This is a genomic window from Bradyrhizobium sp. LTSP857, from assembly GCF_000938285.1.
Lineage (GTDB): Bacteria > Pseudomonadota > Alphaproteobacteria > Rhizobiales > Xanthobacteraceae > Bradyrhizobium.
The window spans coordinates 130,609-145,785 of the sequence record NZ_JYMS01000047.1; the positions used below are offsets into that span (position 1 = coordinate 130,609).

The following is a 15,177-nucleotide window of genomic DNA, read 5'->3' on the forward strand; positions in this document are numbered from 1 at the left end:
CGGCAGAAATGGCGGGGCCGAAGGGGGCCTCGCGGCGCTGGCGCCGATTCATCAAGATATTGATTTTACTATATAAAATGGCTTCGCGCGGAGCTGGCCCGCTCCTTGCTAACCTCCTGGTCCGAAGATGTTTTTGAGGGATCGCCTGTGGTTGGTGTCACGTCAGACGTAGCTGCAAGCACGCAGGTTTCGAGCGTGCAGCAGAAGCCTGCCCGATCGCAGAGCTCGAACAGCTCCCCAAACGATTCCTTCGGTGCGCTGGTCGACAGCAACACCCAGGCGATCAGCAACAGCGCGTCGTCCTCGACCCAAGACACCGCTCCGCGACGCAGTGATTCCTCATCGTCATCGTCGTCCTCCTCCTCGTCCGACCGGAGCACGCGCGACAGCTCCTCGACCGATGATCAATCCTCGCAGAGCCAGGCGAGCGACAGCACCGATTCCACGACGCAGGCCAGCACCGACACCACGACCGATCCGGCCAAGGCGAGCGGGAAGACCAAGGACAAGTCCGACGCCTCCGCCACCAAGTCGGGCGACAAATCCGACAGCTCGAAGAGTGACAAGACCGACGGCACCGATGGCCTCGCCGCCGCGGTCGATGCTTCGGCCAACGCCCAGACCACGGCGACGCAAGCCGTGCCCGATCCGAACGCGATTGTCGTTGCCGCGCCCGTCGTGCCGATCGATCCGAACGCGGCCGCCAACCAGGCTACCTCCGCTGCCTCTTCGCCGCTGACGATCGCGGCTGCCGGCATCGCCGCCAGCGCCTCGACCGCGGCGCAGATCGCCGGCACCAAGCTTGATGCGACCGCCACCGGCGCCAAGACCGGCAAGACCGGTGATGCCAAGACCACCGATGCGAAGACCGCGCTTGGCGATGCCGCCGCAACGGCCACCGACGCCACCGCAACCGATGCCAAGGCGAACGCCGCACAGCTTGTCGCGGTCGACCAGGGCACGCCGAATACCTCGTTCAAGGCCGCCGCGACGGGGCAGGGCGCGAGCGACGTCTCCAATATCGGCCAGGATGCGGGCAAGACCGCAGCTTCAACCACTACGCAGACTGCCGCGGCGACTGCGACCACCAACGCCGCCGCGCATCCGCAGACCGCAAAACCGCAGGCCGACGCCGATGCGACCGACGCAAAGGCCGGTGCCGCCGACCGTACTGTCGATGCCACGCCGGCCGCACCCACCACGCACGTCCATGCCGACGCGCAGGCTACCGCTAGCGCGACGGACAGCAGCGCGCAGGCGGCCAACGCCGTGCAGGCGCCGCTGACCAATACGACATCGACTGCCACCGCTTCCACCGCGACGCTCACCGCGACCGCGGCGACATCGACGGCGGTGCCGATCAGCGGCATCCCGGTCGAGATCGCAGCCGCCGCGCGCGCCGGCAAGACCCGCTTCGACATCAGCCTCGATCCGGTCGATCTCGGCCGCATCGACGTCCGCATCAATGTCGACCGCAACGGCCAGGTCACCTCGCATCTCACCGTCGAGAAGCCGGAGACGCTGTCGCTGCTGAAGCAGGACGCGCCGCAATTGCAGCGCGCGCTCGACGATGCCGGGCTGAAGACCGGCAGCAACGGGCTCTCGTTCAGCCTGCGCGACCAGAATTCGTCGGGGCAGAACTCCGGCAACAACAACGACAATAACGGCAATGCCCGCCGGCTGATCATCAGCGACGAAGATGCAACTCCCGCGGCGCCCGTGAGCCGCAGCTACGGCCGCATGCTCGGATCGAGCAGCGGCGTCGACATCAGAGTGTGAGGAGTATTCGCCAATGACCACCACGAATTCCGCCACCGCACCTGCCGTCGTCTCCGGCACGACCTCGACGTCATCGTCGTCATCCTCGTCGAGCTCGAGCCTGGGCTCGACCACCGGCGCAACGCTCGCCGGCAATTTCCAGACCTTCCTGACGCTGCTGACGACGCAGCTCCAGAACCAGAACCCGCTCGATCCGCTCGACACCAACCAGTTCACCCAGCAGCTGGTGCAGTTCGCCGGCGTCGAGCAACAGCTCAAGACCAACGATTCGCTGTCCCAGCTCGTCACCCTGCAACAGACCACGCAGGCAACCCAGGCGCTGGGCTTCGTCGGCAAGACCGCCGTGGTCGACGGCACCACCGCGACCATGACGAGTTCGTCGGCGACCTGGCATCTCAACGTGCCGACCGACGCGACCGTCGATATTTCCATCGCCAATTCCAGCGGCCAGACCGTGTTCACCGGAAAATATACTGCCGGTGCGGCCTCCGACGTTCCCTTCACCTGGAACGGCCAGGGCAATGACGGCACGCAGTGGCCGGACGGAAAATATACGATCACGGCGACGGGCAAGGATGTCTCGGGCAACAACGTCGGCATCGCGGCCCAGGTGCAGGGCACGGTGTCGTCCGTCGACCTGACCCAGTCGCCGCCGCTGCTCACGATCGACGGCAACAGCTACACGCTGAGCCAGGTGAAGAGCATCGTCGCCACCAGCAGCAGCACCGGCAGCTAAGGTAAGTGTCGTCCCGGCGAAGGCCGGGACCCATACCGCGTGATGTATCTATGAGACGCAGGTAGCAGTACCGCGAAAGACTCCTCCACTGCGAGTCTTCGCCAAATTTCTCCCTGTGGTTATGGCCTCCCGGCCTACGCCGGGACGACAGCGAAAGTTAGTAAAGTATTTACGAAGACCCCGCCCGGCCGGCTGAAACCATGTGTTCAGCCCGCCGGCCGGTCGCGTTCCCGCAAGTTTCAACGAGAATTGTATTGAAGCCTTAGGCTTAGCGGATTTTTAAGCCGGCGTGGGTACGGTTATGGCGTGAGTTCAGTGGTTGAGAGTTTGTGAGTACGCCATGACAGAACCCCATCGCCCGAGGGTAAAATACGTCATCGGGCCGGACGGCAGTCCGCTGACGATTGCAGATCTGCCCGCACCCGGCACCAAACGCTGGGTCATCCGCCGCAAGGCTGAAGTCGTCGCCGCCGTTCGTGGCGGACTCCTCTCGCTCGAGGAGGCCTGCAGCCGTTACACCCTGACGGTCGACGAATTCCTCTCCTGGCAGTTTTCCATTGACCAGCACGGTCTGGCGGGTCTTCGCACCACCCGCATCCAGCAATATCGCCAGTAAGCGATCCGGAAATCTGCGGCTTTTGACGAAAATCGGTCTCGCGATGCGAGGCCGATTTTTTTCATGTTTCTTTTTGGCGCGACTTTTGTCCGAGCTCTTAACCTTCGTTAACCATATCGAAACCATCACCTAGGCAATAATTGCCCAGTCGGCCTTTCCAGGGAAAGCAGCCGAATCTGTTGGGGCGGTTGCTTGCAAGGTCTTGCGGAATTTTTGAAGGGTATCGGCGCCGCCCGGTTCGGGGCGATGATCGCGGTCACCGCCGCGCTCATCGGCTTCTTTGCCTTTGTCATCATGCGCGTCACCACGCCGCAGATGACGACGCTGTTCACCGACCTCAGCGTCGAAGATTCTTCCGGAATTATCAAAGACTTGGAGCGCCAAGGCATCCAGTTCGAGCTGCGCAATGAAGGCAGCGTCATCATGGTGCCGAAGGACAAGGTCACCCGGCTGCGGATGAAGCTCGCCGAGGGCGGCCTGCCCAAGGGCGGCGGGGTCGGCTACGAGGTGTTCGACAAGTCGGACGCGCTCGGCACCACCTCTTTCGTCCAGAACATCAATCATCTGCGCGCGCTGGAAGGCGAGCTCGCCCGCACCATCCGCGCCATCGACCGCATCCAGGCCGCCCGCGTCCATCTCGTGCTGCCCGAGCGCCCGCTGTTCTCGCGTGAGGCGCCGGAGCCGTCGGCCTCGATCGTGGTGCGGGTCCGCGGCTCGCTGGAAGCGCAGCAGATCCGTGCCATCCGCCACCTCGTCGCCTCTGCCGTCAACGGGTTGAAGCCACAGCGGGTCTCGATTGTCGACGAGGCCGGCACCTTGCTCGCCGATGGTGCTGCGACCGATCCGGAGCAGGCGGTCGGCGACGAGCGTCGCACCGCCTACGAGAAGCGGATCCGCAAGCAGGTCGAGGACATCGTCTCCTCCGTGGTCGGCTCCGGCCGCGCCCGCGTCCAGCTCTCCGCGGATTTCGACTTCAACAAGGTCACCCAGACCTCCGACAAGTTCGATCCCGAGGGCCGCGTGCTGCGCTCGAGCCAGACCCGCGAAGAGCAGAGCATGACCGCCGACAATAACGGCCAGGTCACGGTCAACAACGAGCTGCCCGGCAACCAGCAGAACAGCGGCGCGGCGGCCAAGGACCAGAGCAAGAAGACCGAAGAGACCAACAATTACGAGATCTCCCGCACCACCAAGACCGAGGTGACCGAGGTCGGCCGGGTCAACCGCATCTCGGTCGCGGTCCTGGTCGACGGCATCTACACCAAGAACGACAAGGGCGAGCTCGCCTACACCGACCGCACCAAGGAGCAGCTCGACCGCATCGCCACCCTGGTGCGCTCGGCGATCGGCTTCGACCAGAAGCGCGGCGACCAGGTCGAGGTCGTCAATCTGCGCTTTGCCGATGCCCCCGCCACCGCCCCGATCGCAGAGCCGAGCGGGTTCCTCGGCATGCTCCAGTTCACCAAAGACGATGTCATGTACTTCGTCGAGCTCGGCGTGATGATGCTGCTCGGCCTGGTCGTGCTGTTCATGGTGATCCGGCCGCTGGTCAAGCGCATCCTGGCCTCCGAGGAGGTTGCCGCCGCCATTTCCGGCGCCCTCACCGGCCCCGCCGCCTCGGACGAGGACACGCCGGCCGGCCAGGCGCTGCTGCCGAGCGGTGCCGCCAGCGCGATCGACGTCGCCACCGTTCAGGGCCAGGTCCACGCCCAGTCCGTTCATCGCGTCGGCGAGCTCGCCGAGCGCAACCCCAACGAAACCGTCGCCATCATCCGTCAATGGCTGACCGAACCCGCGAAATGATTCGAGAAGTGAACTGACATGGCCGGCAACCTGCAAAACGCCAACTCGAACGACATCACCAGCGTGATCTCCACGCTCGGTCAGCGTGCCGGCAGCCGCGTGGGCAGCGCCAAGACCGAAGCGGTGGCGGGGCCGAAGCGCGCCGCCATCCTGATGCTGGCGCTCGGCGAGCAATATGGCGGCAAGATCTGGTCGCTGCTCGACGACGACGAGGTGCGCCAGCTCTCGCTGGAAATGTCGACGCTCGGCACCGTCGAGGTCGACACGGTGGAGGACATGCTGCTCGAATTCGTCTCGCGCATGTCGGCCTCCGGCGCGCTGATGGGCAATTTCGACGCCACCGAGCGGCTGCTCCAGCAATATCTGGCGCCCGAGCGCGTCAACGGCATCATGGACGAGATCCGCGGCCCTGCGGGGCGCAACATGTGGGAGAAGCTTTCCAACGTGCAGGAAGAGGTCCTCGCCAACTACCTCAAGAACGAATATCCGCAGACCATCGCGGTGGTGCTGTCGAAGCTGAAGCCGGAGCATGCCGCCCGCGTGCTTGGAATCTTCCCCGAGGACCTCGCGCTCGACGTCGTCAACCGCATGTTGAAGATGGAAGCGGTGCAGAAGGAGGTGATCGAGAGTGTGGAGAAGACGCTGCGCACCGAATTCATGTCCAATCTCTCGCAGACCCGCCGCCGCGACGCCCACGAGGTGATGGCGGAAATCTTCAACAATTTCGACCGCCAGACCGAAACCCGCTTCATCACCTCGCTGGAAGAGGACAATCGCGAATCCGCCGAGCGCATCAAGGCGCTGATGTTCACCTTCGATGACCTCGTGAAGCTCGATTCCGGCTCGGCCCAGACCCTGATGCGCAACGTCGACAAGGACAAGCTCGGCGTGGCGCTGAAGAGCGCCAACGAGGACGTCCGCAACTTCTTCTTCGGCAACATGTCTTCGCGCGCGGCCAAGATGCTCCAGGACGACATGGCGGCGATGGGCCCGGTGCGGCTGCGCGACGTCGACGAGGCCCAGGCGCTGCTGGTCAACCTCGCCAAGGACCTCGCCGCCAAGGGCGAGATCATGCTGACCAAGAACCGCGCTGACGACGAGCTGGTGTATTGATGGGCGCGCCCGCAAAATTCCTGTTCGATACCGACTTCGCCGCGCCCGACCGGACGCGCGAGAAGGCCGCGACCGCGGCCGAGATCGCGCAGAAGGTCGCGGAAGCCGAAGCGCGTGCCTATCAGGACGGCTTTGCCGCCGGCCAGCGCGAGGCCAAGGCGGAGAGCGACCGCCGCGTCGCGCTTGCCATGGAAGAAATCAACATCGGCATCCGGGGCATTGCGGCGGGCATCGGCAATATCGAGAGCAAGATGGAGACCGAGGCGGTCGATGTCGCGGTCGCGGTGGCGCGCAAACTCTGCGCCGACCTGGTCGCCGCCGAGCCGCTCGGCGAGATCATGGCGCTGGTCAAGGACTGCTTCTCGCATCTGGTCGCGACGCCGCATCTCGTCGTCCGCATCAATGACGCGCTCTATGACAGCGCGCGCGAGAAGATCGAGCGGCTCGCCAAGCAGAGCGGCTTCGAAGGACGGCTGGTGATCCTGGCCGAGCCCGAGATTGCGACCGGCGACTGCCGGATCGAATGGGCCGATGGCGGCGTCGTGCTGGAGCGCACCGCCATCGCGGCCAAGGTGGACGAATTGGTCGGACGCTATGTCGCGTCCCGCAGGGGGAATTAAGCCATGAGTGACACCGATGGACAGGTCCCGCTGCCCGATCTCAACGGCCCGATGCCGCCGACCGGCAACGACGTCAGCTACAATGAGGAAGAATATGCGGCCCGCGTCGCCGCCGACCTCGAAGCCGTGTTCGACGTGCCCGTGCAGGTCTCGGCGGTGCTCGGCCGCTCCAAGATGGATGTCGGCGAGCTGTTGAAGCTCGGACCCGGCACCGTGCTCGAGCTCGACCGGCGCGTCGGCGAGGCCATCGACATCTACGTCAACAACAAGCTCGTCGCTCGCGGCGAGGTGGTGCTGGTCGAGGACAAGCTCGGCGTCACCATGACGGAAATCATCAAAACTGAACGCGGCTAGCGCCATACAGGGAATGACGCGCGGCAGCGCGAACAGACGGACAGGAGACTGACATGCGGCTTCTCATCGTTGGCACACTCAAGGGCCAGCTCACCACCGCCACCAAGATCGCGATGGAGAACGGCGCCACCGTGACCCACGCCGAGGATCTCGATCAGGCGATGCGCGTGCTGCGCGGCGGCAAGGGCGCCGACCTCTTGCTGGTCGATGTCGCCCTCGACATCCGCGACCTCGTGATGCGGCTCGAGGCCGAGCACATCCACGCCCCGATCGTCGCCTGCGGCATCACCAACGATGCCCGCGCCGCGGTCGCCGCGATCCATGCCGGCGCCAAGGAATACATCCCGCTGCCGCCGGATCCGGAGCTGATCGCAGCCGTACTGGCCGCAGTGGCCAACGATTCCCGCGAGCTGATCTATCGCGACGAAGCGATGGCGAAGGTCGTCAAGCTCGCCCAGCAGATCGCGGGTTCCGACGCCTCGGTGATGGTCACCGGCGAATCCGGCACCGGCAAGGAAGTGCTGGCGCGCTATGTCCATACCCGCTCGCAACGCGCCAAGCGGCCGTTCATCTCGATCAACTGCGCCGCAATCCCCGAGCATCTCCTGGAGTCCGAGCTGTTCGGCCATGAGAAGGGCGCCTTCACCGGCGCGATCGCCCGCCGCATCGGTAAGTTCGAGGAAGCGACCGGCGGCACGCTGCTGCTCGACGAAATCTCGGAGATGGACGTCCGACTGCAATCGAAACTTCTGCGCGCCATCCAGGAGCGCGTGATCGATCGCGTCGGCGGCACCAAGCCGGTTCCGGTCGACATCCGCATCATCGCGACCTCGAACCGCAATCTGGCGGAAGCCGTGCGCGAAGGCACGTTCCGCGAGGATCTGCTGTTCCGCCTCAACGTCGTGAACCTGAAGATCCCGCCGCTGCGCGAGCGCCCTGCCGACATTCTCGAACTCGCTCAGCACTTCGTGAAGAAATATGCCGACGCCAACGGCGTGCCGGTACGCCCGATCTCGGCGGACGCCCGCCGCGTGCTGTCCACCAACCGCTGGCAAGGTAACGTCCGCGAGCTCGAAAACACCATGCACCGCTCGGTGCTGATGGCGCAGGGCGACGAGATCGGACCCGACGCCATCCTCACGCCGGATGGCGACCGCCTCGATCTCGCCAAGACCGTGCCGGCAGTGGCGCATGCCACGTTCGCCGCCGAGCAGGTGACCCGCGCCCTGGTCGGCCGCACCGTCGCGGACGTCGAGCGCGACCTGATCCTGGAAACACTGAAGCACTGCCTCGGCAACCGGACCCACGCCGCCAACATCTTGGGCATCTCGATCCGCACCCTGCGCAACAAGCTCAACGAATATTCCGACGGCGGCATCCCGATCACCCCCGCCGGCACGCCCGGCGAGTATCCGCGCATGCCGATGGTGGGGGCGTAGAGCTTCTGCAAATAATGAGGATACGAATGCCCGGGCTGGTCCCGGGCATTTCTTTTGCTGCCGCGACGTACATGCCCACCCCGTCATCCTGAGGTGCTCGGCATGCAGCGCATGCCGACCCTCGAAGGACGAACGGCCACTGACGCAGCCGGGCCGTCGCCCTTCGAGGCTCGCCGAAGAGGCGAGCACCTCAGGGTGACGGGGAAAGGTCTCGTAGCCCGGATGGAGCGAAGCGCAATCCGGGGTTCGCTTCGCGATCGGGATTCCCGGATTTCGCTTCGCTCCATCCGGGCTACGGGACTGAACACATGGCCGCACCGCATCCGGCGACTAGGTCGCGCCCGCGCAAAGCCCTATAAGCGCCACCGAGGACCACGCGAGGATGAACATGTCTGAAGCTCAAATCACCGATTGGCTGGCGTCGCAGCGGCAGGCGATGATCGATCTGTTGCGCGACGTCGTGGACATCGATTCCGGGTCCTATGACAAGGAAGGCGTCGATGCGGTCGGTGCGCGGTTCGAGCGGCATTTTTCCGAGCACGGCATTCCCTCCCGGCGGGAGAGCCACGGTACCTTTGGCGACGCCCTCCATGCCGAGGTCGCAAAGCCCGGCAGCAACGAGAAGCCGGTGCTGTTGATGGGACATCGCGACACCGTGTTCGGAAAGGGCGAGGCCACCCGCCGTCCGTTCACGATCAAAGACAAGCGCGCCTATGGGCCCGGCGTCGCCGACATGAAGGCCGGCCTCGTCATGAACGTGTTCGTGGCCACCGCCTTCCACAAATTCGGCGGCAACCCGCACCCGATCAAGCTGCTGATCACCTCGGACGAGGAAATCGGCTCGCCCTCGTCGCGGCCGGTGATCGAGCGCGAGGGGCGCACCGCGCGCGCGGTGTTCAATTCCGAGCCGGGCCGCCCGACCGGCAACGTCGTCACCAGCCGCAAGGGCGGCATCTTCATGCACATGGCCATCACCGGCAAAGCCGCACATTCCGGCGCCAATTTCGCCGCCGGAATCAGCGCGATCGGCGAGCTCGCGCACAAGATCATCCAGATCCACGCGTTGACCGATCTCACCAAGGGTATCACGCTCAATGTCGGCCTGGTCGCGGGCGGCCAGTCCGTCAACACGACGGCGCCCTCAGCCGAGGGCCAGATCGACATGCGCTACGTCAATCCCGCCGATCGCGCCACGGTGATGGCCGAGATCGAACGGATCGTCGCCACGCCTTCCGTGCCCGGCACAAGCGCTGTGCTGACCATCAAGGGCGAGTTCGTGCCGGTCGTGCAGAGCGAGAGCTCGAAGGCGCTGTTCGAAGGCTATCAGGCGGCCGCAAAGCAGGCCGGCCTCACCACGCTCCAGGGCGAATTCTCCGGCGGCTGCGCCGATTCCGGCTTCACCGCCGCGGTCGGCACGCCGACCATCTGCGGCGTCGGGCCGGTCGGTGGCCTCGCACATTCGCCGGAGGAATATCTCGAGCTCGACAGCATCGTGCCGCGCGCGCAGGCGCTGGCGCTGGCGATTTTGCGGGGGTGAATTCGCGGACTGCGTAGGTGCCGTAGGGTGGGCAAAGGCGCACTTGCGCCGTGCCCACCGTTTATCTTCGTTGGATAGAAGTGGTGGGCACGCTTCGCTTTGCCCACCCTACGAGACCGAGCAAAACTTTACGAATAACTCGGCGCATCCGGCCTACGAAAAATGTGGATGGGGTCGCCCGGCACGAACGGCTGGCCGCGAAACATCGCATAGGCGTAGAGCGCGAGATAGGCGATTGCCAGCGCGCCGACGGCGTAGAAGGCCCAGGTCCCGACGCGCTTCATCGTTCCGCTCCATTGCCTTCCCGGACGGAAAGGCTCAGCCAGCGCTTCTAGAGCGATGATGAAGAAAAGGCCAGCCTCCGCCGCCTGTGGCGCAGCCGCTCAAACGCCGCGCCGGCTGCGCGCGGGAACGCTGACGTCCGCGAGCTTTGCGGCGTCCTCGTCCTGGTCGACTGCCACATACTGGCCGTGCCAATAGGCCAGCGCCGCGTTGCGGGTCGAATTCTTGATGTCCCTGACACGGCCGATGACGATGCCATGCGAATGCCGCTCGACGATCTCCTCGACCTCGCAATCGACCGCCGACAATGCACCGACCAGCAGCGGAACGCCCGAGACCGCCGTCACCCACTGGCTGCCTGCAAAGCGATCGGCGCCTTTCAGCCCGCCCTTGCCGGCAAAGCGCTCGGCGATGTCGAGCTGGTCGGCCGCGAGGATGTTCACGCCGAAGGCGCCGTGGCGGCGGATCAGCGGGAAGGACGAGGCGTCGCGGTTGATGCTGACCAGCAGCGTCGGCGGATCGACCGACAGCGAGGTCACCGAGGTCACCGTCATGCCGGTAATGTCCCTGCCCCGCCCGGCAGTGATGACGCTGACGCCGCCGGTGAGGTGGCGCATGGCGCCGCGGAAATCGGCAGACGAGACGGGAATTTCGGTCATGAGATCGCGGGGGACTACATTCATGGCATGCACCCCCGAAAGCGGGGTTCCTCTCTATTTAGGTACGATCTTCCGCCGACAAAAGATGGCTCAGGATCGAGCCTTCGAGGCCTGCGAGTTCGACCGAGCCGCGCTCGCGTGGCCGGACCGTGTTAACCATGACATCGTGGGCAATACGGCCCTCGTCGATCACCAGCACCCGGTCGGCCAGCGCCACCGCCTCGGCGACGTCGTGGGTCACCAGGATCGCGGTAAAGCCCTGGTCGCGCCAGACCCGCTCCAGCAGCCGCTGCATCGAGATCCGGGTCAGCGCGTCCAGCGCACCGAGCGGCTCGTCGAAAGCGAGCACGCGCGGGTGGGAGACCAGCGCGCGGGCGAGCGCGACGCGCTGCTTCTGTCCGCCTGACAGCACCGAGGGCCACTGGTCGCGCTTGTCGGTCAATCCGACCTCGGCAAGCGCCTTCTCGGCGCGTGCATGCGCATCGCTGGATGAACGGTCGCGGCCGAGACCGACCTCGACATTGGAGAGCACCCGCGCCCAGGGCAGCAGCCGCGGCTCCTGGAACATCACGCGGATGTCCTCGGGCTGAACCGTCGCATCGCCGAAGCTGATGCTGCCGGCATCGATCTTCTCGAGGCCCGCAATCAGGCGCAGCAGCGTGCTCTTGCCGCAGCCGCTTTTTCCGACGATCGCCACGAACTGGCCGGCGGGAATGTGCAAATCGATGCCGCGCAGCACCTCGTTGTCGCCGAAGGATTTGCGCAGGCCGCGGATGCTGAGCGGCAGGCCGCTGCTCTGCACCTGGTGCCCTTGGCGTTCTTGGCGCTCCTCGCGCACCACACGGGCCGTCGGCGCGAAATTGGCGCGGCTGGCGAGCTCGGCTTCCGGAAGGGAGGTACGAAGGGCTGTCTGCATGTGATTCCCAGTATTTCTGCTCAACGTTTCTGGAAGGCGGGGTGCCAGGAGAGCGTCGCCCGCTCCAGCACACGGGAAGCGCTGTCGGCGAGCTTGCCGAGCAGGGCGTAGATCAGGATCGAGAGCACGACGACGTCGATCAGCATGAACTCGCGCGCCTGCATCGCCATGTAACCGAGGCCCGAGGAGGCCGCGATGGTCTCGGCGACGATCAGGGTCAGCCACATGATGCCGAGCGCAAAACGGATGCCGACGAAGATCGAGGGCAGCGCGCCCGGGAAGATCACCCGGCGGAACAGTTCGCTGTTGCTCATGCCGTAGATCCGGCCCATCTCGATCAACTGCGGATCGACGGTGCGGATGCCGTGCAGCGTGTTGAGGTAGATCGGGAAGAAGACGCCGAGCGCCACCAGAAACAGCTTTGCGCTCTCGTCGATGCCGAACCACAAGATGACCAGCGGGATCAGCGCCAGATGCGGCACGTTGCGCACCATCTGGAGCGTGGTGTCGGTCAGCTTGGCCGAGAGCTGCGACAGGCCGTTGGCAAGGCCAAACGCGAAGCCGATGCTGCCGCCGATCAGAAAGCCGATCGAGGCGCGCCAGAACGAGACCCAGATGTTGCGGATGAGCTCGCCGGAGAGAAGCAGCTTCCAGCCGGCCAGCGCAACGTCGCTCGGCGCGGGCAGCACGCGGGTCGGCACGAAGCCGGTGACGCAGGCGATCTGCCAGACCACGACGATGCCGAGCGGCACGATCCACTGGATCAGCCCGTCGACGCGCGGCAGACGGAAGTTGCGCGGAAGCGAAATGCTGTCGATGAGGCTCATGATTGCGACACCCGGTGCTGCGGACGGTAATCGCTGCCGACCGTCTCGCCGAAGGGACCACCATTGAAGTGGAGCTTGGTCACGTTGCTGGGCTGCTCCAGCGAGAGCAGCGGGAACACCAGCTCGGCGAAGCGATAGGCTTCCTCGAGATGCGGGTAACCGGACATGATGAAGGTATCGATGCCGATATCCTGATACTCCTTGATGCGGGCCGCGACGGTCTGGGCATCGCCGACCAGCGCCGTGCCGGCACCGCCGCGCACCAGGCCGACGCCGGCCCAGAGGTTGGGAGCGATCTCGAGCTTGTCACGCTTGCCGCCATGGAGCTGCGCCATGCGCTGCTGGCCGACGGAGTCCATGCGCGCAAAGTTCTTCTGCGCGGTGGCGATCGTGTCGTCGCTGACATGCTTGATCAGCTCGTTGGCGGCGCTCCAGGCTTCTTCGTTGGTCTCGCGGACAATCACGTGAAGCCGGATGCCGAAGGAGAGCTTGCGGCCGCGGGCGGCTGCGACTTCACGCACCTTCGCGACCTTCTCGGCGACCAGAGCCGGCGGCTCGCCCCAGGTGAGATATTTGTCGACAGCGTCGACGGCGACATCGATGCCGGCATCCGAGGAGCCGCCGAAATAGAGCGGCGGCCGCGGCGACTGCACGGGCGGGAACAGGAGCTTGCCATCCTCGATGTGGATGTGCTTGCCCTCGACGTTCACCGTCTTGCCCGCGAGCAGGTCGCTATAGACGTTGAGGAACTCGCGGGTGACTTCGTAGCGCTCGTCATGGCCGAGGAAAATGCCGTCGCCCTTGTTCTCGACGGGATCGCCGCCAGTAACGACGTTGACCAGCAGCCGCCCATTGGTGATGCGGTCGAGCGTCGCCGTCATGCGCGCGGCAACGGTCGGCGATTGCAGACCGGGCCTGACCGCCACGAGATAGCGCAGCCGCTCGGTGAACGGCGCAACGCTGGAGGCAACGACCCAGGAATCCTCGCAAGATCGCCCCGTCGGCAGCAGCACGCCGTAATAGCCGAGCTGGTCGGCGGCCTGCGCGACCTGGCGCAGATAGTTGAAGTTGACCTCGCGGCCGCCGATGCCGGTGCCGAGATAGCGGCCGTCACCGTGGGTCGGCAGGAACCAGAGGATGTTGCTTTTGGATTGGCTCATGGATGTACTCCGATGACTAGCCGTAGGACGTGCCGACCGCCGCGGCGACGATGCCGATCGACAGGACGATGGCTGCGATCAGACGTTGAACGATGCGCCTCATGTCTAGACCTTTTGATATGGGGAGATTGGTCGGCACGATCAGGTCGCCGCGCTGCGCCAGACGATGTCGCGAATGACGACCGGCTTCGGGATCAGGCCGAGCTTGTAGAAGCGATCGGCGACGCCCTGCTGGGTCGCAACGATGTCGTCGGTGACGGGACCGATCACGAAGTTCGAGCGGTTGGCGGCGACGGTCTGGATGTCCAGCGGGACGCCGGTCACCGCGGCCAGCGATTTGGCAACCTCGTCGCGGTGCTGTTCGGCCCATTGACCGGTCGCGGTCGTCACGTCGACGATCTGTTGCAGGATGGGGCCGTGGTTCCTGGCGAAATCGCGGTTGGCGATGTAGAAGGAATTGGTCTTGGTCACTTCGCGCGCATTGATCAGGATGCGGCCGCCCTGCTTGGTCTCGCCGATCGCAAAATACGGATCCCAGATCGCCCAGGCGTCGACGCTGCCATTGGCAAACGCAGGGCCGGCGTCCGGCGGCGTCAGATAGACCGGGGTGATGTCGGCATAGGTGAGACCAGCCTTCTCCAGCGTCTGCACCACCACGTTATGGGCGCTGGACCCCTTGGTGAAGCCGACGCGCTTGCCCTTCAGATCGGCGATCGCATGGATCGGCGAATCCTTCGGCACCAGGATGCCCTGGCCGTTAGTGATGGGCTGGCCAGCGGCATAGACGATCGCGGCGCCTGCGGCCTGGGCGAACACCGGCGGGGAATCACCGACCGCACCATAATCGATGCTGCTGACATTCATCGCTTCCATCATCGGCGGACCCGATGAGAACTCGACCCATTTGACCTCGATGCCTTGCGGGGTGAAATGTTTTTCCAAGGTCGCCTGCTGGCGCGTGATAACCAGCACGCCGGTCTTCTGGTAGCCGATACGAATTTCCTTCACCGCGCCCTGCGCGGTTGCGCGCGTCGCAAAAGCAGCCGCGGCTGCGGTTCCAACGGACAGTCTCAGAAAGTCCCGACGCTGCATTCCAAGCTCCCAGCCGCACCCGGCCGTCATCATTCAGGTTTGGAGAATGATGGTGCGGGTTGTCGGAGGTGTCGAGACAGGCGGAAAAATAGCGATGCGAGCACTGCGCTTGCGACAAGCGCATGATTAATCTTTCAAGCGCCCGCGCTCCTGCAGAGGGATTTTTTTCCGCACGCGAATGTGAGAGTCGCGCGGATTTGGGCCAATGCTCCCAGGCCGAACGTAAAAGGTGAAAAACAACCCC

Annotated in this window: 16 protein-coding genes; 9 read left to right on the forward strand and 7 right to left on the reverse strand. The window is 64.9% G+C overall.

The window, feature by feature from the left end:
• Positions 1-147 precede the first annotated feature (147 nt).
• The 9 genes from UP06_RS32405 (at position 148) to UP06_RS32445 (ending at position 9,997) form a co-directional block, all read left to right on the forward strand.
• Positions 148-1,779, forward strand: coding sequence for a flagellar hook-length control protein FliK (locus UP06_RS32405; protein ID WP_045007774.1), 1,632 nt, complete (start codon positions 148-150; stop codon positions 1,777-1,779).
• A gap of 13 nt (positions 1,780-1,792) precedes the next feature.
• Positions 1,793-2,515 carry a flagellar hook assembly protein FlgD gene (locus UP06_RS32410; RefSeq protein WP_045007775.1) on the forward strand — a complete coding sequence of 241 codons (723 nt, stop codon included), beginning with the start codon at positions 1,793-1,795 and terminating at the stop codon, positions 2,513-2,515.
• 340 nt (positions 2,516-2,855) lie between these two features.
• Entirely contained in the window at positions 2,856-3,131 is a 276-nt protein-coding gene (gene sciP, locus UP06_RS32415) for a CtrA inhibitor SciP (protein WP_002714638.1), read from the forward strand.
• 192 nt (positions 3,132-3,323) lie between these two features.
• Positions 3,324-4,934 (forward strand): flagellar basal-body MS-ring/collar protein FliF, encoded by a 1,611-nt coding sequence (fliF, locus tag UP06_RS32420; RefSeq protein WP_045007776.1) that lies wholly within the window; start codon positions 3,324-3,326, stop codon positions 4,932-4,934.
• 18 nt (positions 4,935-4,952) lie between these two features.
• Entirely contained in the window at positions 4,953-6,047 is a 1,095-nt protein-coding gene (fliG, locus tag UP06_RS32425) for a flagellar motor switch protein FliG (protein WP_045007777.1), read from the forward strand.
• Positions 6,047-6,667 carry a FliH/SctL family protein gene (locus UP06_RS32430; protein WP_045007778.1) on the forward strand — a complete coding sequence of 207 codons (621 nt, stop codon included), beginning with the start codon at positions 6,047-6,049 and terminating at the stop codon, positions 6,665-6,667. The genes fliG and UP06_RS32430 overlap by 1 nt, the downstream gene beginning before the upstream one ends.
• Before the next feature lie 3 nt (positions 6,668-6,670).
• Positions 6,671-7,021 (forward strand): flagellar motor switch protein FliN, encoded by a 351-nt coding sequence (gene fliN / locus UP06_RS32435; protein ID WP_045007779.1) that lies wholly within the window; start codon positions 6,671-6,673, stop codon positions 7,019-7,021.
• Positions 7,022-7,074: 53 nt separating this feature from the next.
• Positions 7,075-8,460 carry a sigma-54-dependent transcriptional regulator FlbD gene (gene flbD, locus UP06_RS32440; RefSeq protein WP_045007780.1) on the forward strand — a complete coding sequence of 462 codons (1,386 nt, stop codon included), beginning with the start codon at positions 7,075-7,077 and terminating at the stop codon, positions 8,458-8,460.
• Between the two features lie 388 nt (positions 8,461-8,848).
• Complete coding sequence (locus tag UP06_RS32445; protein WP_045007809.1) at positions 8,849-9,997, forward strand: M20 family metallopeptidase; 1,149 nt, start codon at positions 8,849-8,851, stop codon at positions 9,995-9,997.
• A gap of 128 nt (positions 9,998-10,125) precedes the next feature.
• Here UP06_RS32445 and UP06_RS41740 read toward each other — a convergent pair whose 3' ends face one another.
• From UP06_RS41740 to UP06_RS32475, 7 genes are all read right to left on the reverse strand, one after another.
• A complete protein-coding gene (locus UP06_RS41740) occupies positions 10,126-10,281 on the reverse strand; it encodes a hypothetical protein (RefSeq protein ID WP_045007781.1) in 156 nt (51 codons plus the stop codon).
• 99 nt (positions 10,282-10,380) lie between these two features.
• A complete protein-coding gene (locus tag UP06_RS32455) occupies positions 10,381-10,962 on the reverse strand; it encodes a flavin reductase family protein (RefSeq protein WP_045007810.1) in 582 nt (193 codons plus the stop codon).
• Positions 10,963-10,996: 34 nt separating this feature from the next.
• Positions 10,997-11,854: an ATP-binding cassette domain-containing protein gene (locus UP06_RS32460; RefSeq protein ID WP_045007782.1), complete on the reverse strand. Its 858-nt coding sequence runs from the start codon at positions 11,852-11,854 to the stop codon at positions 10,997-10,999.
• A gap of 20 nt (positions 11,855-11,874) precedes the next feature.
• The gene (gene ssuC, locus UP06_RS32465) at positions 11,875-12,681 is read right to left on the reverse strand and encodes an aliphatic sulfonate ABC transporter permease SsuC (protein ID WP_045007783.1); all 807 of its coding nucleotides are present in this window, start codon (positions 12,679-12,681) and stop codon (positions 11,875-11,877) included.
• On the reverse strand, positions 12,678-13,841 hold the full coding sequence (ssuD, locus tag UP06_RS32470; protein ID WP_045007784.1) for an FMNH2-dependent alkanesulfonate monooxygenase: 1,164 nt from the start codon (positions 13,839-13,841) through the stop codon (positions 12,678-12,680). Before ssuD ends, ssuC begins: the two co-directional genes overlap by 4 nt.
• Positions 13,842-13,857: 16 nt before the next feature.
• Positions 13,858-13,980 carry a hypothetical protein gene (locus UP06_RS42485; RefSeq protein WP_283806048.1) on the reverse strand — a complete coding sequence of 41 codons (123 nt, stop codon included), beginning with the start codon at positions 13,978-13,980 and terminating at the stop codon, positions 13,858-13,860.
• A 2-nt stretch (positions 13,981-13,982) separates the two neighbouring features.
• Entirely contained in the window at positions 13,983-14,933 is a 951-nt protein-coding gene (locus UP06_RS32475; RefSeq protein ID WP_045007811.1) for a sulfonate ABC transporter substrate-binding protein, read from the reverse strand.
• Positions 14,934-15,177 lie beyond the last annotated feature (244 nt).

Coding starts and splice junctions, on each gene's coding strand:
- UP06_RS32410 (WP_045007775.1), top strand. CDS start 1,793: ATGACCACCACGAATTCCGCCACCGCACCTGCCGTCGTCTCCGGCACG.
- sciP (WP_002714638.1), top strand. CDS start 2,856: ATGACAGAACCCCATCGCCCGAGGGTAAAATACGTCATCGGGCCGGAC.
- fliG (WP_045007777.1), top strand. CDS start 4,953: ATGGCCGGCAACCTGCAAAACGCCAACTCGAACGACATCACCAGCGTG.
- UP06_RS32430 (WP_045007778.1), top strand. CDS start 6,047: ATGGGCGCGCCCGCAAAATTCCTGTTCGATACCGACTTCGCCGCGCCC.
- fliN (WP_045007779.1), top strand. CDS start 6,671: ATGAGTGACACCGATGGACAGGTCCCGCTGCCCGATCTCAACGGCCCG.
- flbD (WP_045007780.1), top strand. CDS start 7,075: ATGCGGCTTCTCATCGTTGGCACACTCAAGGGCCAGCTCACCACCGCC.
- UP06_RS32445 (WP_045007809.1), top strand. CDS start 8,849: ATGTCTGAAGCTCAAATCACCGATTGGCTGGCGTCGCAGCGGCAGGCG.
- UP06_RS41740 (WP_045007781.1), bottom strand. CDS start 10,281: ATGAAGCGCGTCGGGACCTGGGCCTTCTACGCCGTCGGCGCGCTGGCA.
- UP06_RS32455 (WP_045007810.1), bottom strand. CDS start 10,962: ATGAATGTAGTCCCCCGCGATCTCATGACCGAAATTCCCGTCTCGTCT.
- UP06_RS32460 (WP_045007782.1), bottom strand. CDS start 11,854: ATGCAGACAGCCCTTCGTACCTCCCTTCCGGAAGCCGAGCTCGCCAGC.
- ssuC (WP_045007783.1), bottom strand. CDS start 12,681: ATGAGCCTCATCGACAGCATTTCGCTTCCGCGCAACTTCCGTCTGCCG.
- ssuD (WP_045007784.1), bottom strand. CDS start 13,841: ATGAGCCAATCCAAAAGCAACATCCTCTGGTTCCTGCCGACCCACGGT.
- UP06_RS32475 (WP_045007811.1), bottom strand. CDS start 14,933: ATGCAGCGTCGGGACTTTCTGAGACTGTCCGTTGGAACCGCAGCCGCG.